At 39.4% G+C, this 24232-nt stretch carries 13 protein-coding genes and 3 pseudogenes; 10 read left to right on the top strand and 6 right to left on the bottom strand.

The features are described 5' to 3' along the window. Window positions 1-489: 489 nt before the first annotated feature. Window positions 490-890: pseudogene (locus RG963_RS12485) on the bottom strand (helix-turn-helix domain-containing protein); the annotation flags it as partial. A gap of 180 nt (window positions 891-1070) precedes the next feature. On the opposite strand from RG963_RS12485, the gene RG963_RS16625 reads away from it, so the two are divergent. Continuing rightward, window positions 1071-1805 (top strand): IS1096 element passenger TnpR family protein, encoded by a 735-nt coding sequence (locus RG963_RS16625; protein WP_396654727.1) that lies wholly within the window; start codon window positions 1071-1073, stop codon window positions 1803-1805. A 274-nt stretch (window positions 1806-2079) separates the two neighbouring features. On the opposite strand, the pseudogene RG963_RS16620 reads toward RG963_RS16625, so the two are convergent. Both RG963_RS16620 and tnpC read right to left on the bottom strand, forming a co-directional pair. Next, window positions 2080-2412, bottom strand: a pseudogene (locus RG963_RS16620) (glycogen debranching N-terminal domain-containing protein); the annotation flags it as partial. Further along, window positions 2397-3567, bottom strand: a pseudogene (gene tnpC, locus RG963_RS16615) (IS66 family transposase); the annotation flags it as partial. The pseudogenes RG963_RS16620 and tnpC, both read right to left, overlap by 16 nt. A gap of 297 nt (window positions 3568-3864) precedes the next feature. Here tnpC and RG963_RS12475 point away from each other — a divergent pair. The 7 genes from RG963_RS12475 to RG963_RS12445 all read left to right on the top strand — a co-directional run bounded on the left by RG963_RS12475 (window position 3865) and on the right by RG963_RS12445 (window position 17342). Continuing rightward, window positions 3865-4302, top strand: a complete 438-nt coding sequence (locus RG963_RS12475; protein WP_310576611.1) for a GNAT family N-acetyltransferase — start codon at window positions 3865-3867, stop codon at window positions 4300-4302. A 612-nt stretch (window positions 4303-4914) separates the two neighbouring features. Further along, window positions 4915-5199, top strand: coding sequence for a ferritin family protein (locus RG963_RS12470; protein WP_310576610.1), 285 nt, complete (start codon window positions 4915-4917; stop codon window positions 5197-5199). A 1012-nt stretch (window positions 5200-6211) separates the two neighbouring features. Beyond that, a complete protein-coding gene (locus RG963_RS12465; protein WP_310576609.1) occupies window positions 6212-6703 on the top strand; it encodes a nitroreductase family protein in 492 nt (163 codons plus the stop codon). A 1334-nt stretch (window positions 6704-8037) separates the two neighbouring features. After that, complete coding sequence (gene gyrB, locus RG963_RS12460; RefSeq protein ID WP_310576608.1) at window positions 8038-9942, top strand: DNA topoisomerase (ATP-hydrolyzing) subunit B; 1905 nt, start codon at window positions 8038-8040, stop codon at window positions 9940-9942. An 11-nt stretch (window positions 9943-9953) separates the two neighbouring features. Continuing rightward, entirely contained in the window at window positions 9954-12818 is a 2865-nt protein-coding gene (gyrA, locus tag RG963_RS12455) for a DNA gyrase subunit A (RefSeq protein ID WP_310576607.1), read from the top strand. Between the two features lie 935 nt (window positions 12819-13753). Next, complete coding sequence (locus RG963_RS12450; protein WP_310576606.1) at window positions 13754-14065, top strand: protease inhibitor I42 family protein; 312 nt, start codon at window positions 13754-13756, stop codon at window positions 14063-14065. Between the two features lie 286 nt (window positions 14066-14351). Beyond that, the gene (locus RG963_RS12445; RefSeq protein ID WP_310576605.1) at window positions 14352-17342 is read left to right on the top strand and encodes an HD domain-containing protein; all 2991 of its coding nucleotides are present in this window, start codon (window positions 14352-14354) and stop codon (window positions 17340-17342) included. A 67-nt stretch (window positions 17343-17409) separates the two neighbouring features. Here RG963_RS12445 and RG963_RS12440 read toward each other — a convergent pair whose 3' ends face one another. Further along, window positions 17410-18462, bottom strand: a complete 1053-nt coding sequence (locus tag RG963_RS12440; RefSeq protein ID WP_310576604.1) for a metal-dependent hydrolase — start codon at window positions 18460-18462, stop codon at window positions 17410-17412. A gap of 661 nt (window positions 18463-19123) precedes the next feature. Here RG963_RS12440 and RG963_RS12435 point away from each other — a divergent pair. Then, window positions 19124-19747, top strand: a complete 624-nt coding sequence (locus RG963_RS12435) for a superoxide dismutase (RefSeq protein ID WP_310576603.1) — start codon at window positions 19124-19126, stop codon at window positions 19745-19747. A 591-nt stretch (window positions 19748-20338) separates the two neighbouring features. Here RG963_RS12435 and RG963_RS12430 read toward each other — a convergent pair. Continuing rightward, window positions 20339-21394 carry a metal-dependent hydrolase gene (locus RG963_RS12430; protein ID WP_310576602.1) on the bottom strand — a complete coding sequence of 352 codons (1056 nt, stop codon included), beginning with the start codon at window positions 21392-21394 and terminating at the stop codon, window positions 20339-20341. 385 nt (window positions 21395-21779) lie between these two features. Beyond that, window positions 21780-22304, bottom strand: a complete 525-nt coding sequence (locus RG963_RS12425; RefSeq protein WP_310576601.1) for a dienelactone hydrolase family protein — start codon at window positions 22302-22304, stop codon at window positions 21780-21782. 15 nt (window positions 22305-22319) lie between these two features. Here RG963_RS12425 and RG963_RS12420 point away from each other — a divergent pair, with 15 nt between their 5' ends. Further along, the gene (locus RG963_RS12420; RefSeq protein ID WP_310576600.1) at window positions 22320-23384 is read left to right on the top strand and encodes a phosphatase PAP2 family protein; all 1065 of its coding nucleotides are present in this window, start codon (window positions 22320-22322) and stop codon (window positions 23382-23384) included. Window positions 23385-24232 lie beyond the last annotated feature (848 nt).

The raw sequence follows: 24232 nt of genomic DNA, 5'->3' as shown, positions 1-24232 counted from the left end.
TTTTGAAATTATCCTCCAAAATCAGCTTATAAACTGAGGATTAAGAATGCTTATTTTAGATAATAGGCATATAACCTGAGTTTTCCCAATAAAAATACATTCTCAAAAATCCAAATTATAGGGAAATAAATCCTATTAAGCTTTAAAAATAATATATGAGCGGATTAGAGCTTTATTTTTGACAAATCATATTTTTTTGCAATTATGGCAAGAGGCTCCATTTTCAGTTTTACAAAATTAACTTTTGAAAATAAATGATTATAAAACCTTAAAATATATATTAAGGATATTTGGTTCCTTTAGCGGAAAATAAATTCTTTATCATCTGTACTTTTATTGAAGAAAACTAATATCGTGTCAATTATCAAAGATTCAACGATTCTGAATAGTAGCAATCGATTTTATACGACATTTTGCTGTTGACGCGACACTAGCACCATATCTAATTTACGAAATAAGGCTTATTAACCCTTAAAAAACGAATCGTTTTTTGAGAACCCTATTTAGAAAAGAATCTGTATTCTGTGAAATTCTTAAATAGCACCTATAAAACTCTTTTTTTTCAGTGTTCCTCCAATATCAATTTTGGTTTTTGAACCACCTGTAAATTTAATCGGCTTTGAGCCTTTGATTGCCCAATATCTTGATCTATTTGAATCCACACAAAAAATACTTTCATCGTGGGTGACAAATAGATGATGAGGATTAAGAATCTTTTTTTGAACTTCAGCTATAAATTCGGTTGTAAATGCCTCGTTGCGCCTGCAAGATTTACATTTAAGGCTGAGTAAACCTTCTTTTTCAGCACGCTTTATCCAGCGGTAAATCATTGAGCGGTAGACCGAAAAATCTTCTGCAACTTTAGCTGGACTCAAACCATTTTTAACCAATGAGCTGGTTTCAAAACCCCGGATATTCATGTTTTTGATTACAAACCTGTATTTCGGTCAGTTCTAGCGATCTTGATTTATTTCCTTCGAAATCTTTGTTTAGAGGTGTTGAAAGTAGTTTTGAAATAAGTTCAAAAAATCGGTCTCTTAGTAAAAAATATCTAGCACTCTGCGAAGATTATGAATATGCCTCCGAAAAAGAAGGAAAATAAGGTCCCAGAGGAGGGTGCCAAAGGTAAGACTCCTTCCAAAATATATATTCTGGATGTCTACCTGGTTGGAGGTCCGGTAAGTGATGAGTTTGATGATCAGATTATCTTCCGCACCATCCAGATCCGGGGGGACCAGACCTTAGAGGACTTCCACGAAAGCATCTTCAAGGCCTTCAACCGCTTCGACGGACATCTCTATGAATTTATACTTGGCGTGGGCCCGGACGACAGATCTGCCATCTATTCTCTGCCCATGGATATCGAGGTCTCGGGTTTAGAAGAAATGGTCGGCGACGTCCGTACCACTCTCATTGAGTCCCTGGGCCTGGAAGTAGACCGGGCTTTTGGGTATCGCTTCGATTTCGGGGATGATTGGCTGCATCAGATAAACGTCATAGCCATTGAAAATTCTCCGGGAAAAGGAAAAGTATCCGAAGATTATAAAGAAAGTAGGAAAAAGTCCCCCGCAGTAATTCGGTCAGGAGAATCAGGAACAGTGGGGTGGCGTCGACGGTGCCGTAGTACGGCGTATGCGGGATCAGGTTCAGGTTGGCCAGCTCGCCCTGCCTCAGTTCGTGAAGCATTTTACCGGGCTCCTGATCCCTCCAGTCATCTGATCTGTTGCTTTGGAATTTTGCGTTCACCAGCAGCGTGCTTTTTGCCAGCCCCGCCTCGAGCGGCAATAGCTGGAGTGCCGATATGATGCTATCCCGCCCGAATAGCGTGTCGTACCAGGGTATCCCCGCCGAATGGAACATGTCTCCGTTGAGGCTCATGCGCATCATGTTCAGATCGGCTAGCGAGCGCACCATGATGCTGTTAAAAATATTATTGCTGGTCGGTATGTTGTCGCAGCATTCGAGGGCCGTGACGTAGGACCTCATGATCTGGTTCATTCGCTGATCTGGATTTTTCACTGGTCGCTCCGGTCCCTTGCCAGGCTTAATCTCCTCGACGGAGATTTCCACGTTTACCGTCTGTGCCCCGTGGGGGGTTATCTTCAGCTCGAAGGTGCATTTTTTCCCTTCTACCCCGTGGGCCAATGGATCAAATGCGATGATCGTGTTGCGACGATGCTTGTCCTCCCCCTCATAGAATAAGTAAAGGTTTTTACCATCGAACCTGGCAGGCAACACTTCCCCAGCTGTCGGAGGGGCGATGCCCCTGATGGTGAATATATCTGCGAAATCTGCATCGAACTCATAAGTCAGGTTCAAGGTCACAGGGAACGTGTTGAAGTTTCGGATGGTCTGGCTGTGCCGGATGCAGCCCGGTATGACCGTGGCCAGGGTGCTTCCTTTCTTTTTCACCTGAGCTTTAGAGGTTTTAGGTGGTGGATTTTCCTCAATTCCTTCTTGCATTATTGCATCGTATATTTTCTCGAATTCCCTTACTTTTTCTTGATCTATTAAAATTTCCTTCTCTCTGCATTCATCAGTGTACTTTTTCATCTCACTGAGGAGTTCATTTATCTCTTTAGCCCATTGCTGCTCAAAATTCTCTTCAATCCCTGTAAGTTCTCGTTTAAGATGAGCGTTGCACAGAGCATGTTCACATCCATACTTGTTGTATGAAGCAAATCCATCATGAACTGCTACTCCATTGTATTTCGGAAGGAATCCCAGGGCATCCATTGCTTCTGTCCCTCTTTTAGGATGCGGGAAATAGTAGGTCCATAGACTGTTTGATACAACATGAAGCCACCATTTCGTCCCTAAAACTCTCATCCCTGTCTCGTCACAATGAGCAGCATGGGACTCTAATAAATGTTCCATAGCAGCTTTTTCAAAAAGTTCCAGTTTCTGGAAACATTCCTTTTCTGCTCTTTTTATGGTAGCTGGGCTAATACGAATACCGTAGAAGTCCTCTACTAAATCACAAGTCCTTTCATAAGGAATCAATTGATAGTTCCTCAAATACATAATTGAGGCTAAAAGACGAGGACCATATTGAATTGGGAATTTTATAGATTCTGGAAAAGAGCCTTTGTTAACTTTCCCGCAATCAGGACACTTCTTGATTTCACAACGATGTTCAGTAAATATGATTTGAACAGGAGGAATTTCAACTTCTTATCTGCGTTCATAGTCATCAACTTCAGTATCTTCAAGATGCTGACCACAATTTTCGCAGCAGTTTGGAGAATACGATATGATCTAATCAGGGTTTTCAACCATTTCAAGAGTCTTTCCATAATGGCCTTTTTGACCACCAGGTTTTTTGCCACTACTCTTACGGAGACTCTTAGGTTTAGGTTTTTCATTACAAAAAACATCAGTAGAAGGAGGTTTACTGCTATTTTGGCTGTTTTGATTTAAACGAGCCTCTAAGATTCTTACACGTTCTTCAAGTTCAGCAATCTGAGAAGCTTGTTTATCTATGATATACTCAAATCTCTGGATTAAAGCAATAACTGCTTCAGGACCAATTTCATAGATTTCAAGGATCTCTTCACGTGTAAGCATGATGTTGAAAATTGAAGGTTATTTTATATGCAATTTTTCCTCGAAACAAGGAAAAATTGCTTTTACCAAAGATATGGCTGAATAGTTACATTTATTTTTATATAAATGTCAGCTGAGGTAACAAAAAAGCAGAAGTAATAAGCCCATTTACATTTAACAAAATATAAGATTCTGTCAAATTAAGGTTGTTACTGAAGTTCCTAAGAAAGTAATGGAGTTAGATAAAGCTCTCAGATTTAATATATTCCCTACAAAAAATGGGAGTTAAGGTTATTAATTTAGTTTGGTGGTGTTTCTATGGAGATCGGATTTGCGCAAAGCAACGATATTGATGGCTGGATGAAATTACTGGAGCTCGTGAAAGACAATTTTCCGGGTCTTGACATGGACAAGTATAAAAAAGGGCTGTCAACAAGGATACTCGAACAAGGCGCTTTGGCAGCGAAAGAAAATGATATGTTGATTGGAACCCTGCTGTTTTCAAGAGAATCCAAAGAACTTGAGTTTCTCGCGGTACATCCGCAGTACCGCAGGCTGGGCACGGCGACTGCCTTAATCCGGTATATGTTTGCCTTTTTTCCTAAAGGCAGTTGTTTTACCGTTATAACCTACCGGGAAGATGATCCAAAAGGCAAAGCAGCGCGGGAATTGTACAAAAGAATAGGTTTTATGCCTGGCGAGCTTATCACGGTTTTTGATTATCCGTGTAAGGAATTTATATATACCACAGAATAGGCAAACTGTGCTGAAAAATGTTGAATATAACATGATTATGCCTTCCGACTATTTATATAATTGGGGTATCGCCAACATTTCCGACAAAACCCCCGTTAAGCCTGTAACCTTTAATAACCGATGTTTAGCAGCTATTAACTTTGAAAGTTTTAACCTACTTTACTGTGGCTTAATGCTTTTTAGATCATGGGTATTTTTGCATATCCCGCCAAAATGGTTTATTAAGGAGCGGCAAATATATATTTCTAAATATTAATGTACCGATACTTTTGGAAATTTTTGTTGTTCAGCAACACTCGCGGCTTCTGCTTCTTTTTTATTAAAGTTAAAACACATTTTCTTGTTACTGAACCAATAGATTCTAAATTTTTAAGATAACTAAGTAAACTATGAGATAGGATACTTCCTTTTCTTTGAGATCTATGATAGTTATCCACCCAGAGTATTTGAGACAGCTCCTAATCTTTAAATATCTAAAATTGTATATTTATCATCCCTTAATAAACCATTTTGGCGGGATATGCAAAAATACCCAATCAACAGCTTTTATAAATTAAGTTTAGATAAATATATATTCTTTTATATACATATTAAAAAGAAGGAGTAAGTAATATGTTATCTCAAATACCGATCGACCTTAAAAGTATATCCTCAGAAGACCTTGATAAAGAAATTCTCAGAGCCGGGATTATAGCCGAACTTGATGCCATAAACCTATACGAACAGATGGCAAACCTTACTAAGAATCCAGATATAAGAACCATCCTTCTGGACATTGCAAAGGAAGAAAAAACGCATATAGGCGAGTTTCAAGCCCTTTTACTTATGTTTGACCCCCAGCAAAAGAAGGAACTTGAAGAAGGAGCCGAAGAGGTAGAAGAGGAATTATCTAAGTAATTTTTACTCTATTTCTTTATTCTACTTGGATGCCAGTCCAGAGCACAAACAGACAGTGTGCCAATTTTTCTGTAAAATCATAAATCCCAAAAAGTTATTGGGTAGAAAATTCGATATCTGAAGATCGATTTTATAGACAGTGTACGAAAACTTAATTTAGAATTTGCAGCACATTCGTGATACTACCTTAGTTTAGGTACGGTTTTGAAAAAACCAAAATGTGGGCAACCTTACTGCCCAGGGCAATGAGGAAATCAATAGCCAAAAAAGTTAAGGTGAATAGTACTTTCATTTTTTTATGCCTGTTATTTGAAGAACTTCATTTCCGTTTAGAGGATTTCTACAGAGCCGGATAAATATCAACTTATTTGATGATCCCCATATCTCATTGGATCATTAATCATCCCTCTTTGATTTATCCGTCCTAGTCCAAAAACTAAAGATTTCCTGCTCCTCTTGTTTCCATTCATTTTCCAGAAGTAATAATTCTTCTTCAGTCATTCTCTATACCCCCCAAATTCATTAAAAATTTAATTAATTTTGTCCCATAGCTGCTTCACTTTTTCGATTTTTCTACCCCAAATAGGCTTCAATCGTCAGACTAGACAACGTACTAATCTTATTAGTAGCCTCATCGACTTCCCTCATTCAGGGCTCTTTTTATGTTTACGGTAGTTTTAAAATTTTTTAATGGGATTACATTCCCGACCGCCTTGTTAATCTGGTCTCTCAAAAACTAGGCTAACGGCTAAACCGCCTACATATTCACCTGAACCTGCCATGAACTTCCTAAGAATTCTCAGATTTGTAGGCATACTAAAGGATATTTCTTTTTCTTCAATTATTAATTTTTTGCTTGAGTTAATTTTCCTTCTTGCCTGGACTTCGGTCTCATACTTATCGAATAACCGGGCTACGCAAATATCTATATTATTATTTACCTTAGGGTTATTAAGTAATACTAATTATTCTAAAAATAATCCATTACCCTCTGACCGCAGGTGAGATTAACATGGGTGTATTTGACACAATCAAGGATAGAAGAAGCATAAGGACTTATAAAGACGAGCGCATACCCAAAGACAAGCTTGAGAAACTACTGGAGGCTGCAAGGCTCGCGCCATCGGCCGGAAACCGGCAGAACTGGAAGTTCATCGTTGTCGAGAACGAGCAAATAAAAAACAAGCTTGTTACCGCTTCCAATAACCAAGCCTTCGTAGGTACCGCCTCGCACGTCATTGCAGGCATTGGGGATTCCGCTCAAAAGTGGCACCAGGTTGACCTTTCCATTGCCCTTGAACACATTGTACTGGAGGCTCTCGAGCTAGGGCTGGGTACCTGCTGGATTGGTGCTTTCAACGAAGAAGAAGTCAAAAAAATACTCAAGATACCGCAGGACAAAAAAGTCGTCGCTTTACTGACGGTGGGAGTCTCAGCAGAATCGCCAGCTGCCAAGTCAAGGAAAGCTCTTAAAGAAATAGTAGCTTACAACGAATATACATAAAGGCCGATATCTTCTTTTACTCACTTAGAACTTATGTACTTCTGATGCAAAATCAGAGTCTTTTTTATTTTTTCTGGTTCTTGTTAATTTTGAAAGAATAACGGAAATTTTGGCTATGTAGAAATCCTTAATTTAATATAAGTTACTTTTACTATTTTTTTATTTCTATTAATAGATGAATTGCCGAATTTGATAGTTAATTGATAATCCGGCTGTACACAAGCAAAGAAAAGATGTTTTTTAAGTGTATTTGATGTATATGCCTAAACAAGCCTTAAAAATTCAACCGTGAACCTTGAAGCAGCTGTGGAAGTTATTCAAGGAAAGCTAAAATGGCTGATTCATGGGCAGGAAAAATTGTTTTTTAATTCGCTTAAGAGGGCTAATTTATAAAATCGTGTTATAAGTCGTCGGTTGGAAAATACTGAGTAAGGGAAATACGGACACTCTTTTCCAGGCTGTAAGTGTCTTCCGTGGTTATCTCGCCTGACAGGTTTTTTCGTGCCCTGTGTGATTATAGAGACATGGAATGGGTTAGAAGCTAAGAAAAGCACCTGCAACCCTGAATTAGGGAAAAATGAGCATATTCTTTCCATGCTTTCCACAGTATCGAATTTAAAGTGAGTTTTTTGTGCCCTGTCTTTTTTGTGGTAATTTCCTTGGGTATGGAACCTGAAACTGGTTAAGTATATATAAATACATTCTAAAATATTATCTAAAATATTGTATAAAATATTGTATAAAATATTCTCTTTAAAGTAAAGTGCGAGTAAATCCTGTCGGGTTTGGTACAGCAGGATATCAAATCAGTACATCGCGATAACCGGAACGTATTTCAGGTTGACATTTTTATCCGGAATTACTTGTTAAGCTGTAAAAAAACACCTTGAAACCGGACGTGTAAAAATATGCTGAAGAACCCTTAAAATGCCGCGAGTCTTGCCCTGCCTCTTCATGAGAGACGAGTTTTTGTGAGCGAAACAGGAAATAATTATTTAACCCAAAGACGTGCTAAAAAATTAGTATGAAATGCACATATTTGGGCACAAAATTATGTCAAAACACTGTTTTCTAAGAGAATTTATCACAATAAATCTGGTGGAATTTTCAGTGAATCTAAAGGCTTAAAATGTATGAGCGCATATTGAATCTTATTCATGGTAGAAACATAATATTTAAATATAAAATTATTATGATAATATTTGAAGGCTTATAGAATTAATATTATTTTCTAAGACCTATTTTGATAAAAGTTTCCCCACGAATTTTTAAAAAACGTTAAAATGTTATGCAATATAAATAATTTATCAGATTTTTATGGAGAATAACCCAAGATGAGTGATAAACAGGTTTACGATGCATCGCGCATCCAGGTGCTGGAAGGCCTGGAGGCTGTCCGGAAACGTCCCAGCATGTACATAGGGAGCACGGATGGCCGCGGACTCCACCACCTAGTCTATGAAGTAGTAGACAATAGTATTGATGAAGCTCTTGCAGGTTTCTGTACCAAGGTAGATGTCACGATCAACCCCGATGAGAGTGTGACAGTTCTGGACAATGGGAGAGGTATCCCCATCGACATCCATCCATTTCACAAGAAATCAGCTCTTGAAGTCGTTATGACTGTTCTACATGCCGGAGGAAAGTTCGATAAGAATACCTACAAAGTTTCCGGGGGACTGCATGGGGTAGGGGTTTCCGTTGTAAATGCCCTTTCCGAATTACTGGAAGTAGAAGTAAGTAGAGACGGGAATAAGTATTTCCAGCGCTATATTCGTGGAAAACCTGAGGCTGATGTTCAGGAAATAGGGACTTCAGACAGTAGGGGTACAAAAATCACTTTTAAGCCCGACACAAAAATTTTTGAAACCACATACTTCGAGTACGATATTCTCTCAAACAGGTTAAGAGAACTTGCTTTCCTTAACCGAGGTCTTACCATCAGCTTGAAGGATTTAAGAACTCCGGATGGGCAGGCTGAGACTTTTGCCTATGAAGGGGGAATAGTGGAATTTGTGGAGTACCTGAACAAGAAAAAACAGTCTCTCCACGAAAAACCGATTTATTTTGAGCGCCAAAGAGACGATATGATAGTAGAAATTGCAATGCAGTACACAAATAGCTATTCAGAGAACGTGTATTCCTTTGCAAACAATATAAATACTCATGAGGGCGGAACTCATATCATCGGTTTCAAGACAGCCCTGACACGGGTTGCAAATGACTATATTAAAGTTAATAAGCTCTCCAAAGAAGAGGAAAAGCTTACAGGCGACGATGTAAGGGAAGGGCTAACTGCAATCATCAGTGTTAAGCTCATGGAACCTCAGTTTGAGGGACAGACAAAGACCAGGCTTGGAAACAGTGATGTCAAAGGAATCGTGGACTCTCTTGTAACTGATGGACTTGCGGAATACTTTGAGGAAAACCCTAAAGTTGCAAACATTATCCTTGAAAAAGCCCTTCTTGCCCAGAGAGCCAGGGAAGCCGCAAAAAAAGCAAGGGAACTCACCCGGAGAAAGAACGCCCTTGAAGTCAGCACTCTTCCAGGGAAACTTGCAGACTGTTCTGAAAAAAATCCTTCAGTGTGCGAAATTTACATCGTGGAAGGTAATTCAGCAGGCGGTTCGGCAAAACAGGGTAGAGACAGAAGTTTCCAGGCTATTTTACCTCTCAGGGGCAAGATCCTGAATGTGGAAAAGTCCAGACTTGCAAAGATCCTGAAAAACAACGAGGTTATTTCCCTGGTCACTGCCATCGGAACCGGGGTCAGTGAGGACTTCACCCTGGAAAGTGCTCGCTACCATAAAATCATCCTCATGACTGATGCGGATGTGGATGGGGAACACATCAGGACTCTTCTTCTCACGCTGCTCTTCCGCTACATGAAGCCTCTGATTGATGCGGGATATGTGTATATCGCCCAGCCTCCTCTCTACCGCATAAAAAAAGGCAAAGCTGAGTACTACATACACTCGGACAGAGAACTCGACGAAAAGATAAAGGAAATCGGGGAAAAAGGACTTGCAATCCAGCGCTACAAAGGGCTTGGAGAAATGAACCCTGAACAACTCTGGGAAACCACCATGAACCCTGAGAGCCGGACCCTTTTGCAGGTGACTCTGGAAGATGCGATCCGGGCTGATGAGATCTTCAGAGTTCTTATGGGAGATGAGGTGGAGCCACGCCGGAGATTCATAGAAACGCACGCAAAAGAGGTTGTTGAACTGGATATCTGAGGTGGCTAAAAATGGCAAAATACGAAGAAGAAAAGAAATCAGAAGCTGAAATGAAAAAAACTCATCAGGCTACCCTTATCCCGGAAGAGAAAGATGAAGAGCCGGAAAAAGAAGGAAGTTCAGCCGTTCTTCCACATGAAGAGCCGGAACATAAATTAGAACTAACCGTATCCGATACTGCTTCAGACGCGCCTGAGGACGAAGAGCCAGAACCCGAACGTACAGGAGTTACTGCTATCCTTATCGAAGATGAGATGAAACGCTCTTACATCAACTATGCAATGAGCGTAATTGTAGGAAGGGCACTTCCCGATGCTAGGGACGGCTTAAAACCAGTCCACCGCAGAATCCTTTTTGCAATGAAAGAAGCCGGGATTACCCACGATAAGCCTTCTAAGAAGTCCGCCCGTGTGGTGGGTGACGTGCTTGGTAAATATCACCCTCACGGAGACACTGCCGTTTATGACAGTATCGTGCGGATGGTACAGGATTTCTCACTGCGCTACCCTCTAATCGACGGGCAGGGGAACTTCGGGTCCATTGATGGGGACGGGGCTGCAGCCATGCGTTATACTGAAGTCCGTATGGATAAAATCGCAGAGGAGATGCTGGCAGATATTGATAAGGAAACGGTGCCTTTCAGACCCAACTATGATGGGTCCATGGAAGAGCCCGAAGTTCTCCCCGCAAAACTTCCGAACCTTCTTGTTAATGGATCTACAGGCATTGCAGTGGGGATGGCAACAAACATGGCACCCCACAATATAGGGGAGGTAATTGACGGAACCCTAATGCTTATTGAAAACCCGGAAACTACAATTCAGGAGCTCATGAGCGTAATCAAAGGGCCGGACTTTCCTACAGGTGCCCATATCCTCGGGACATCAGGTATAAAGTCCGCGTACATGACCGGAAGGGGTCCTGTAAAGATCCGGGCAGTTGCCGAAATCCAGGAGTTAAAGAAAGACAGGGAACAGATTATCGTAACAGAGCTTCCCTATCAGGTGAATAAAGCTCGGATGATTGAAAACATTGCCCAGCTCGCCAGGGAAAAGACAATTGTCGGAATTTCAGATCTTCGGGACGAGTCAGACAGAGATGGAATCAGGGTTGTTATCGAGCTTTCTAGGGGCACAAACCCGAAAGTTATCTTAAACCAGCTCTACAAGCACACCCAGATGGAGACCAGTTTTGGAATCATCAACCTGGCTCTTGTGGGAGGAAAGCCAAAAGAGCTGAACCTGATGGAGCTTCTCAAAATTTATCTGGATTACAGGATGGAAATTGTCCAGAAACGGACACTTTATGACCTGAAGAAAAGCGAGGAAAGAGCCCATCTTCTGGACGGGCTGAAGATCGCTCTGGACAACATAGACGAAGTAGTTGCCCTGATTAAAAACTCTTCAAACGCTGACGAAGCGAAGCAGAGCCTGATGGACAATTTCGCCCTTGACGAAATCCAGTCGAAGGCTATTCTGGATATGCGCCTGCAACGCTTGACAGGGCTTGAGACCCGGAAGATCCTTGAGGAATTTGAAGGCCTCATAAAGCTGATCGCCGAACTCAGGAAAATCATTGAAAGCGATGAGCTAAAGTACGAAATAATCAGGAACGAACTTCTGGAGCTCAAGGGAAAATACGGAGACGCCCGCAGGACAAAAATCGTGCATGATGCGTCCGAGGTTACGGATGAAGACCTGATCCCTGAAGAAGATGTTGTTGTCACGATTACAAACGGAGGCTACATAAAGCGCCTTCCGCTTGACACCTACACTATGCAACGGCGTGGAGGCAGGGGCATAATCGGCATGGAGATGAAGGAAGAAGATTTTGTGGAGAACCTTTTCATTTCTTCAACCCACAATTATATCCTTTTCTTCACGAACCTGGGCAGGCTCTACTGGCAGAAGGTCTACGAAGTCCCTGAAGGTTCTCGCCAGTCCAGAGGAAAAGCCATCGTAAACCTTCTGGAGCTTCAAGAAGGCGAAATGGTCAATGCAATGATCCCTGTAAAGAAGTTTGCCGAAGACCGCTATCTTTTGATGGCTACAAGAGCAGGCACGATCAAGAAGACCCCTCTTTCCGAGTTCAGGAACCCCAGGAAAGCAGGCATAATTGCAGTCAGTCTTGACGAAGGCGACGAGCTGGTAAAAGTCCTCCTGACCGACGGGAAGAAAGAAGTGTTGATGGTTTCGAAGAAAGGCAAAGCAATCCGCTTTTCCGAAGAAGATGTCCGTCCGATGGGCCGAACTGCAAGAGGAGTCCGCGGCATGACGCTTGATGGCCCCGAAGACGAGGTTGTCAGCGTGGACCTTGTTGATGAGACCACAACCCTCCTGACGGTGACGGTAAATGGCTTTGGTAAGCGTACTGAATATAGCCAGTACCCATCTCATCGCCGTGGCGGAAGAGGCGTGATAACTATTATCACCAACATCAGGAACGGTTTTGTTTCCAACGTCAAATCCGTAGCTGAAGATGACGAACTGATGATAACCAGCTCCGAAGGCATCATCATCCGTGTCCCGGCAAAAGACATCTCAGTTCAGGGTAGAAACACCCAGGGCGTAAGAGTGATGAACATCAAATCCGGTGACAAGGTTGTAGGCGTTGCCAGGATCAAAAACGGAACAGCCGAAGAGCAGCTGAAACTGACCGCCCTTAAAGCCAGAGAAGCAGAAAAATCAGAAGAACTGGAGCTCTCAGAAAACGAAGAAGTAGAAGAGCTTGAAGAACTTGAAGAACTTGAAGATACGGGCGAAGCAGAAGATGGAGAAGAAATAGTAGAAGCAGAAGATGGAGAAGAAATAGTAGAAGCAGAAGAAGGAGAAGAAGCAGAAGAAGGAGAAGAAGCAGAAGGAGAGGAAGAAGACTGAATAACAGATACGGGTGAAGAAAAATAATCCTCCACTCAAACACCGCTGCCGGAATAAATTTTTTTGGGAGTCAGCTTCCGGCAGCGGGCTTCCGGTCCGGAGGGGAACCTAGAAGCAATTCATTTTAAGAGCCGATTTTTGGGGATGAGTCATTGATCAAATCTCACAAAACTGGCACATCTGCCGTATTTTGTAAAATTTAAGAGCAATTCTTATGCTCACGATTTCCAGTTAACCTACCCCTACGACCCGGTTGTCCTGTTTGAGTGAACTCATTTTCATTTTGAGACAAATATTCAAATCTCAAAAGCTAATGAGTATATAAGTAATACCATTTCTGAATATATAAACCACAGAGAATATATTATCCGTAATCATAATCTTTTGACACGATTTTAAATAGTATATAACAAATAGAATATTTTTTAGCAAATAATAATCTATAATGATTTACCAGCTGGGTATATCAAATGAGACGATATTGCTTTCGTATCAATTGCCTGAATAAGCGTTTTTGGAGGTTAGTTTCCGGTGGCGGGCTTCAGTCCGGAGGGAGGCCGGGTGGTAAATTTATTTTTGCAGGGTCGCTTTTTTGAATAGATTTTTTAACAGGTCGGGTACCGGTTTGTTTTACAGGATTTTTTAATTTAGGGACGGGCTCAGACTGAAACTGTTACTAGAGAAGATTGTTTTTCTTCGTCTTATGCTGCGGACTTGAAAATTTGTTTGTATAACTCTCGTTGGCATCTTTTTTCCACATTGTGGCATCTTTTTTCCACATTTGTATATAGTATTTAATGTTAGGAAGTTGTATATACTTGGACCAACATTCTAACTTTTAACTCAATCACTTGGATAAATTGTGTAAGGTATTCTTATACAGAGTAATTTCCAGAACAATGGTGAGAGAGTTAACATAAAGGGGGAATAAAAGAATGCAAAAATTAGAGTTATTGCCACCGATGAAGGGGAAAGTTGGAGATATAATTGAAATTTCAATACCGTCGAATCCTTCGACTGGCTACAGTTGTTTACTTTCGGATATGCCAGATTGTGTTTATTTTGTGGAGTCAACATATGTACCCGATCAGCCTATCAAACCGGGAAGCGGGGGAACTAGCAAGTTCAAGTTTGTTGGAGTCAAGAAAGGTGATGGAAAAATTATTTTCCATAGTGTGAAGTTCTCTCACCCTCCTGAAATATTGGAACCTACTGTTATGCAGAAAAGATTTGTTATAATAGAGTGATGAAATGGCTTTATTTTGCCATTTATCTTTCCTTTTTTGATATATCTATTCAATCTATTTTACATTGAGTTTTAGTGACTAATCTTCAACCTGTTTTTTTGAGGATTTTTGTTATTCAGGGCCGATTTGAGTTTCGATGCTTCTTAAACAGGGTACCATACGACTGCGGAGCAGGCGGCAGAGATCGAAAAACGTAGAAGTAATGTAATTGACATGCTAAACTAAAAACAAAAAATTAATCAGGTCATACGTCTAAAGGGCTCGCAAGCAGTAAAGGAGCAAATAAATGTCCGAAGATGCGATTGCGAGATTAAAGCGAACAACTCTGTTTAAAAAGTTGTACGAAAACGAAAATTCATTAGGAGAACATGAAATTTCAGAAAATGTAATTTCAGTTGTTCGCGAGATCGCTCCTTTATTAGAACGAATTCCTGAAAACATGCCTGAATTTACCTTGCATAATGGTAATCATAGTGCAAAAGTAGTCGAACTGATGGGAAAAATAATACCTTCAGATACTCTTGAACACTTAAACAGTATTGAGCTATCGATACTCATCTATGCTGCATATCTTCATGATGTAGGTATGACAGCTTCACGGGACGAAAGAAATGAAATAATTGCGAATAGTCCTGAATTTGCTAAACTTCGCATTTTCAATGAAGAACTAAGTTGCAAATTTGATGAAGCAAAAAAGGATGGGGATCATCGTACAGCAACATTCATTGAAGATAAACTTTTTACCGAATTTCTTCGTAGAAAACATGTAGAACGTTCCAGCGAATTAATTAAAGAAAAATACGGGCTGGAAAAAACGCCCATATCATGGAAAGGAGTTCCATATTATAAATTAGTGCAAGTAGTGTGTGATAGTCATGGTTTGCCTGTGAGAGATCTTTACAATACAAAACTCTGGCGCCGTGATGCTCTGGTTAAAGATCAGAATGTTAATGTGCAGTATTTATCTGTCATACTTCGTTTAGCTGACATTTTGGATCTTGATCCAGAACGTACACCCAGATGTTTACTTGATTTTATTAACCCAAAAGATGAAACAAGTATCAGGGAGTGGAAAAAACATCTTTCAATTATTGGATGCAAAATATCTCAAAAAGAAATCAATATAGAAGCAGAATGCGAACACCCTATCTATGAACGTGCACTCCGAGAATTTATTGACATGATAGAAACCGAACGCAAGGAAAGTATCCTTTTACTATCACGCTACAAAGATAATCTAGCAGAGATATATAAGCTAGATCTTTTAAACCCAGTTACAAAAGAAAATGTTAGGTCTAATGAAGAATACATATACTCGGACTTCCATTTCAAACTTGATTTTCACCGAGTTATTGATCTCTTGATGGGGGAGAGATTATATGGAGATCCTTCTTTAACTCTTCGTGAACTTTTACAGAACTCAATAGATGCTGTTCGTTACCGTGAATCAATGGAAAAGAACGAAGGGAATCCATTCCTACCATTCATAAAAATAACTTTGAAAGACGAGGAACTTATTATTGAAGATAATGGAATCGGAATGGACGAATATATTTTTGAGAATTACTTTTTACAGATTGGAAAAAGTTATTACAACAGTTCAGAATGCCGTACAAGTGGCGTAGAAATCGATCCAGTTAGCGAGTTCGGAATAGGTATTCTCTCTATTTTTATGGTAGCTTCTAGTTTTAGAGTGGAGAGTCGGAGAAAGCCACTTGATCCACTAAATCCACCTGCCCCAATAAATATTGAAATTCCAACTGCCTATGATTACTTTGTTCGAAGGCATTCTTCTTTTGCTGATATCGGAACTAAAATAACTCTTTCTCTGAAATCTAACCATCCTTTCTCTTCTATATCATTAGTTGAGAAAATATCAGAGATTGCTCCTTTTATAGAGTACCCAATAGTCATTGAGACAAGCGAGAAAACCGAGACATATAAGCCTTATTTACCAGGTGAGAAAATAAATAATATAAAAAATACAAAAGATTATTTTGAAGTTACATTCGATGATGAAAAAGAAGGCATTGAAGGAAAATTGAGAATTTTCGGAGATATAAATAATTCTAACATCTTCGGTAAATCACAATATAGTGTTTTTGCCCAAAATGGATTTTCAATTCCTTGCAGTAAACTCTTACCTGAAAATTTATTTTTAAGCATTCAAGCATCAATTAACCTTTCAGGCCAATCTAAATTGTCATTGTCACCAAGCAGGTTGGATATAGTGAAGGATGAAAGGTATGAAAAATTAATTGATATTATACCATCAAGAGTTTTGCAGGCTTATGAAAAATATCTAAAAGCGCTTAGGGATTCAAATTTAATTAGTGAATATATTGAAATTATTTATAATTTATTGGAAGAAAATATTTTGAGTTTTTCTAATAGAGACTTGCCTGAAGGGTTTATCTACCAAGAAAAAGAGGTTCGAAAATTTATTGAACATATTTTTCTAAATTATGCGCCTTTATTAACTATTTCTAATGATGGACAACGAACATACAAAGTGATGAAAGACTTGAATACAGCGGGTCTAGCAATTGTTGGCATCAATGACTGGGCGGAGAAAATACCTGATGCAATTATATTAAAGGAGACTAAATGCCTTGTTGGTGCAGAAACAGTTATTTTAATGGATGAAGAAAAAGGTGCGTTCCCAAGACGTTACTTATTAGATAAGCTGTTAGGAGATTTTTCAGACATTTATCTCACTTCCATTCCTGGATTAGTAATTATAACATTTAATGATCAAATAAATGAAGGTACTTTTTCTCTCTGTAATAGGAACTTCACTTACCGAATGCATAATGATCCAATAGAAAAAACACCGCTTTTTGTTCACCCACCAGTTATTGGCGATTGGCAAGATGATCCTTATACGTTTAATGACGTCATTTACAATGCTCGCCATTCACTTTTTGCGAAACTTCTTAATTACAATAAACCAAAAGATGAAATTTCTTCAAAAGCATTGGAATTATTAGTTTACCAAGTTGAGAAATGCTTACAGCATTTATTGGAGAGAGTTGATTCACCATCTTTGAAACGGAATCATAGATTCAAGGAAAGTGCCAGTATTAATTATGTGCTAGTTGGAGCTCTAAAATATAATCCGCAAATATTTAAGGAATTTTACGAAGCGATAGAAGAATATTGGGAAGAAGCTCAAAACATAGGAGCTATTTCTCGTGACGAAGATTTCATTGGTTTTTCATTGGATGATCTGCCCTGGTTCTGGAACTGTGAATTAAATGACTTTAAATTTGAATAATATTTTTTTCAAATTGAGTAGAAAACCCAATAAAATATTCAAAAATAGTTATATTTCCAGAGATTTTTCACCCAAACCAGTTTTCCTCCAATCTTTTCTCCTTTTCCCCCTGTACGCTTGCATATGCCACATATTTCTCGCTTTGAGTATCAAAAACGAATCTGTAAACTGTTTTAAAATAAGTCCAGTATTTGACATATTCATCTCTTGAATCGCTCAACATGACAGTTACTGAACTGTTATTTTTGGAGACCGAATAAACCGGATAATCGATTTCCTGAGGAAGAACCGTGCTATAGAGCTTTTCGGCTCTTTCGATGTAGGCAGAAGCATTGGGGACATTGCCGGTCACATTAACTTTTTTAATGTAATCGCTTTTTTCGATCCCTGACCAGTAGCTGACTTCTATAATCTTGTAATGTGTGGAGTTATACGGATATGCGGCAAGGAACTTGCCAAAAGATGAAGGATAGGTGTCCTGGTAACTTATATCGACTCCTTCAGCCTCGGAAATATGATTTATAAGGATGAGTTTTGCTACCGGCAGCACTGTAAGCCAGACCACAAGTACGATTAAAAGGGTGGTATAGAATTTGCTCCGGTTCTCAGTGACAAAAGCGCAGAAGTTATTGAATTTTCCTTTCCACTTTCCGCGACTTTTCATATATCCAACAAGTACAATAAAGATAGGTAGCAGGGGAAGGAGGTTTGCCACCGGATCGAAAAAGTAAACGGCTCCCATAATGGATGCATCTGTGCTGAACGGGTAGAGGGGCCGCATTTTCCAGCTTGTCGCGTAATCAAGGTAGACGTGGGAGAAAATGGCTGCAAACCCGGCAGCTGCGAACAGACGGTCTTTGGTTTTAACCCAGATCAGAAACGTAACAAGCAGGATGAAAATGATAGAGTGCATAATTTCCCTGTGCCCAAAAAAGTAGAAAAGCTGGTTTCGCGTCTCGTGGCTCACGCTGCTGCCGATGAGGGCAAATACAGCGTATGGAATAAAATCCAGGTCAGGAAGGATTGACATGAACGCTACTACATTTCGCTTTTTTCCTTTTAAGCCGAGTGCCAGGGCAATCAAAAGGCCGATTCCCAGGTGAGAGAGTGTGTTCACCATTTGCTTTATCCCTTAATTAAGGGAGAGAACAATGTATATATCTTTAATTGAAAGGAGTTGCCAGAAGCAGAAGAAATCAAAAAACAGAAGATCTCTAAAATGAAGATATTTCGAAAACAGAAGATACAAAAATCTCAGGTAGACTTGAATAATTGATTATTTCATTTATTTCCTCACATCAGGCCAATCTGCTCCATCAGTCCCACAAGGTCATAGAAAAATTTTTCGTCGATGATTTCACCATCTTTTCAGTAATCAATGAAATTAAAGAATGAAATGGATTTTTACGTGCACCGGGAGCAGAAGTAAATAATTATGGCAAAAATCCTCTGATAAAACTCCAGATAAATATTCTACAAAAATTATCTCATAATTTGTATCTTTTACCTTTAAATAGATGCGGCGTATAATTATACTCTGCATTTGGAATTGCCATATGCCAATTTAATATGTATTTGAAGAGATAAAATAGCAGAATAGTTTGAGACAGAATTATTTGAGAGATATTGAGAGACAGATTTCTGTTAACATAGTTAAGGGGTAAATCGGTTGGCAGGATTTGCAATGGAATTTACTTTAGAACGTACACATCAAGTTCCATACAGATCAGATCCTTAACAAATTTAATTAAATCAATTGATTACGAACAGGGGAAGAAAATATGGCTAAAGAGATGTACAAATTACCGGCTTTGAAATATGGTTATGCAGACCTGAAACCTTATATTTCAGAAGAACAGCTGCGGATACACCATGACAAACACCATCAGGCTTATGTGACGAATGTGAATTCGCTTTTGCAAATGATGGACAAAGCAAGGGCAGAAGGAACGGATTTTGATTATAAAGCAACTGCAAAAGCTGTGGCTTTTAATCTGGGCGGGCATGTCCTTCATGACTTTTTCTGGTGGGAAATGACTCCTGCAAGCAATGCAAGCAAAGAACCTGTAGGCGAATTATTTGATGCGATCAAAGAAGATTTCGGAAGCTTTGACAGGTTTAAAAAAGAGTTTACCCAGGTTGCATCAAGTGTGGAAGGCTCCGGATGGGCAGCATTAACCTTCTGTGGTGACACTAAAAGACTTGGGATAATGCAGATAGAAAAGCATAATGTAAATCTGGTACCGGATTTCCCGATCCTTATGGCTCTCGATGTGTGGGAACATGCTTACTATATTGATTACAAGAATGAAAGGGGCAAATTCATAGACGCATTCTGGAATATAGTCAATTGGGAGGAAATCGACAAGTATTTCAAAAAGATTCAAAAAATACACACGGAATAACGCAGGACATCCCTACTATGGCGGAGTTCCAGATTTAACGTAGGAAACTTCGGGTGAACTGTTTACCAGGAAATTATTTTTTACCTTCATTTTACTATTTTCCAATTACAGCTTTTTTATTTTTAGGAATACAGCAATCAAAAATAGCATTAAAACAAATACCAACTACTTCATCAGTCCCAAAAGAAGAACCGGATCACCGTCCGAATTCCGCGTCTTCAGAGCTGAGGTTCGGAAACAGAAAAATCTATGATTTTTCGTAACTATTCAGCCTAGGAAAAACAACCTCAGTAACCATATTTCATAAGATTCAATGTACAAATGTCTGTGAATGGATTTTCTTTAATTGTTGGCTATTGATTGCGTTTTGTATTATTTCATTGGTTAGTAATCACACTGATCTGTGATGTCAAAATCAATATTAATCAACTGATTTTTGGTAGGCTGAATAGTTACGATTTTTCTTTTAGTTGTGATTACATCGCAAAAGTAAAACAGAATTCATTTTTGTAAGCTGCCGTGCCGAAAGAGGCTAACTAGGGTTTTCATCGCATTTCCAATGCAAAAATATTCTATTGATGATTTAAAGATTCATCCAAACCAGTTCCTGCCTAACCTCTCTTCCGGTCCTCCGTGCATACCTGCAGAGACCTCATAATCCTCTCCATTTTTCTTATCAAAAACGAACCTGTAAAACGATTTAAAATAAGCCAATTCTCCACAGTACGGATTTCTGGCATCGCTAAGGATAACCGTTACATAGCCATTTTTTTCGGAAATATAGTAAACCGGATAGTCAATTTCCTGAGGAACACCTGCGTGATATAACTTTTCTACTCTTTTGATATAGGCAGCAGCATCAGGAACATCGCCCTCTACAAAAACTTTTTCAACGTAAGAACTTCTCTCGATTCCTGAAAGATAGCTTATTTCCAGGACTTTATAATGGGTAGAATTAAATGAGTAAGCCGTTATAAATTTGTCCACGGATTCAGGATAAGTATTCTGGTAACTTATTTCGGCTTCTTCTGCCCCGGAGATATGGTTGATCAGGAAAGCTTTTGAGACTGGCATAAAAATAAGCCAGACAAGAAGTACAAGAATCAACGAGGCATAGAGCTTATCATCAATCCTGTATATGAAAGTGCAAAAGCTGTTTAATTTTCCATTGAGTTTTCCTGTGTGGCTCAAATTTCCCATAATTATAATAACGAGAGGCAATAGAGGGAGCAAATTTAATAACGGGTCGAAGAAATAAACTGCTCCCATAATGGAAGCATCTGTACTGAACGGATAGAAGGGACGCATTTTCCAGCTTGTAACGTAATCGAGGTAGGAATGGAAAAAAATGGATTGGAACCCTCCAACCGTAAAAAGCCAATCCTTTGTCTTAAACCAGATAAAAAGTGTAATAAGAACAATGAAAAGTATCGAGTGCATGAACTCCCTGTGCCCGATCAGGTAAAAAAGCTGATTTCTGGCCTCATGGCTCAGGTTATTATTGGCAAAGTCAAATGCCGAGTACAGGATAAAGTCCAGGTCAGGAAGCAGGGAGAGAAAGGCTACAACCTTCAGTTTGTTTCCTTTCAGGCCTAAAGCCAGGGCAATGAGAAGGCCTACTCCTATGTGAGAAAGTGTATTTACCATGATTCTGTGTTCCTGACGCAGATTTTTATGTTTAATAATATAGAAATCTAAATATATATCTCTTTTTTTGAAAAATCGTATTAGGGAGTTGCAAAGTTACATTTAATTCCGGGAATCATAAAAAGTAAAAATAAATTGCTAAATGGAAATTCTAAGGATCACATACAAAATACATATCTTTTATATAAAAAAAGGAAAAGTCTGCCGATTGTTAAAAAGAGAATGAATTGATGAGAGGATATGCCCTCTCAAGCTACCGGGATGAATCATTCAATGTTCTGTCAAAGAAGCCTATCATTCCTATATGCTTCCTGTGCAACGAAACTTTCGGAAAGTTTTTCGCTTTCTGCGATCATAAAGCCGTGCGGTTCGCCCTGGTAAACTTTCAGTTCGAAGTATTTGTCAGCAGCATCCAGTTCATCTGCGTATCTGTAGATGTCAGAAATGTTGTTGCCTGATCCCGGGTGCCGTGTATCATAAGCATAGGCGCGTTAAGCTGGTCTATCAGGCTGGCCGGCTTGTCTGGCTGGATTTTAGCTCCGCCTGTATAGGGAAAACCATACCATGCGACTCCGGACTTAAACTCCTTGATCTGCGGCAAGAAAAGCATCGTATACCTACCGCCTGCACAAAAGCCAGTAAGTCCCAATTTTTCGGAATTAACATAGTCCCTTTCCTCAAGGTAAACTGTGCTGTTCCTTATAAGCGCCTCCATCTCTGCATCAGACGGATAGATGGAATATGTCTGCCAGAAAGGAGCGACCACAACGTATCCGTCTGCTCCCTTTTTGCCTGAGAACAGGTTTGTCTGAAAACAGGTTTTGGGATTACGAAATATCCAGGTAAAAACGAAAAACTTTTTACATTTTGCCAGCCTCTGAGGAAGAAAATAAATGAAAATATTATACAATTCAAATCCAGAAAAATGGCCTTTCAAGGAGCTATAGAGATGTTCCAGACCGAACCTATAATCTACCTGCAGTCCCTTGGAAACGAATGGTTTACGTTCCTCATGATTCTGATAACTATGATGGGATCTTCCTCGTTTTTAATTGCCATAACAATCATTACCACTTTTGGCGTTGATTTTAAAAAAGGTTTTATTCTGTACCAGCTACTGCTCTGGACAGGCCTGGTTACTGTGATTCTAAAGGTGTTGATCGCATTTCCAAGGCCGGATTTTGTAGATAATAGAGTTCTTAACCTGGAGTCAGGAATTAAAAATACGTCACTTTTTAATGGGAACGGACCGGAAGGTATTTTCAAGCTTCCCGACAAAGAGGTTCTTAAAGCATTTCGCCTTCAAGAAGCGTTTACCAGTTCACCTTTCGGTTTTCCTTCCGGGCATGTCGCACTTACGACTGCGCTATGGGGAGGAAGCGCCATTATTTTCAAGAGCAGAGTAATTAAAAGACTTACTCCTCTGGTAATAGTAATCATGGCTTTTTCAAGGATGTATCTGGGAAGACATTTCTTAGGAGACGTATTGGGAGGGGCTACTATAGGATTAATTTTCCTGATAATCTTTGATCATTTTCTCAAAAGCCCTCTGAAAGATGATTTTTTCAAAAAAGAGAATTTTGAACTCACTTTGAGGCACAGGAATCTACTTTTTTATTCCGTTATGTTTGTTATCCCTATTGTATTTACAGCCCTGTCGCTGGTGAGTTCCGATATAGCAGGACTGTTCCTTGGCACGAATATTGCATACTTCCTGATCATACGAGAAGGGATACCGAATGATTCAGGCAGTGTAACACAGAGAATTTTAAGGGTGTTTATAGCACTCCTGCTATTCGGAGCGTCTAGCCTTATTCTTGATGCAATGTTTATAACGTCTGGAACGATAAATTACCTCCACTTTACGTTAATAGAATTTTTAAAAGCCTTCATTTCCGGATTTACAATCTGGATTTCAATAGCTATCTGCACAAAGCTCGACCTGTACAGAAGAGATAAGGAATTTGTGAGCAGTAGAGACGCTGAATGAAATAGAGGATCAACAAAATATCCGGTAAAACCTCTTTGAAAGTTTTTGACCCGAAACCTTCAAACATGCTGTCACACTGCTCAAAACCATAACTATGCATCATAGGGCCCATTTTGGAACTCGCATCCTTTTCCCTGTCCACCTGGAAATACGCAGGCGATATAACAAGTAAAGCAAACAGAAAAGCATATAATACGAATAAGTCCAGAAATTTCTTATTCATTTTATAATTTCCCCAACAATAAAATCAAGTAAATCCTGAAATCCAGAAGTTGTCCCGGAAAAGATATCTTTTATATAAGGGTCTCAATACGCCTTACAATTATTTTCCCATGTAGCCTCTGGCAACCCCTGGGTGAAAACGATGGAATTAAATAAAATTATATACACCTTTTTCAAAAGAGTTTTCAAGTCTCGTTTGCCCTGAACCCTGGAAAGCTTTATATTTCAGATCTGAGAATGGGTCATTATTAATATATTGAGACTTATATGGTATTAACAGACCGTAAACATAATATTCAAAGGCAGACTAAAAAGTTGCAGTAAGGCTCTACAGCGCATTGACTTAGATAAGCAGAACGAATTGAACAGATATAAAAAATACAGACTTTTAATGGAAAAAAATTACAAAAATTAAATATTTACACGTTAATTTATTCTGTACCCTTTCATAAGGAATAACTTAAATAATGCTTTTAACTATTGAGCGTATTCACAATTCACTGGAGAAATAGCTAGCTGAAACCGCAACCTATCGGTTGCACTTGATGGAAAAGAATTCATGGCAATTTCATCCGTGGAAAGGGTTTCCCACAGCATATATCTTATAAATCATATCAAAACAGAGA

This window comes from Methanosarcina baikalica, from assembly GCF_031461075.1.
In the GTDB taxonomy this organism is placed as follows: Archaea; Halobacteriota; Methanosarcinia; order Methanosarcinales; family Methanosarcinaceae; genus Methanosarcina; species Methanosarcina baikalica.
The sequence above is the reverse complement of the archived record's forward strand: the minus strand, read 5'-3'. Positions and strand labels throughout refer to the sequence as shown.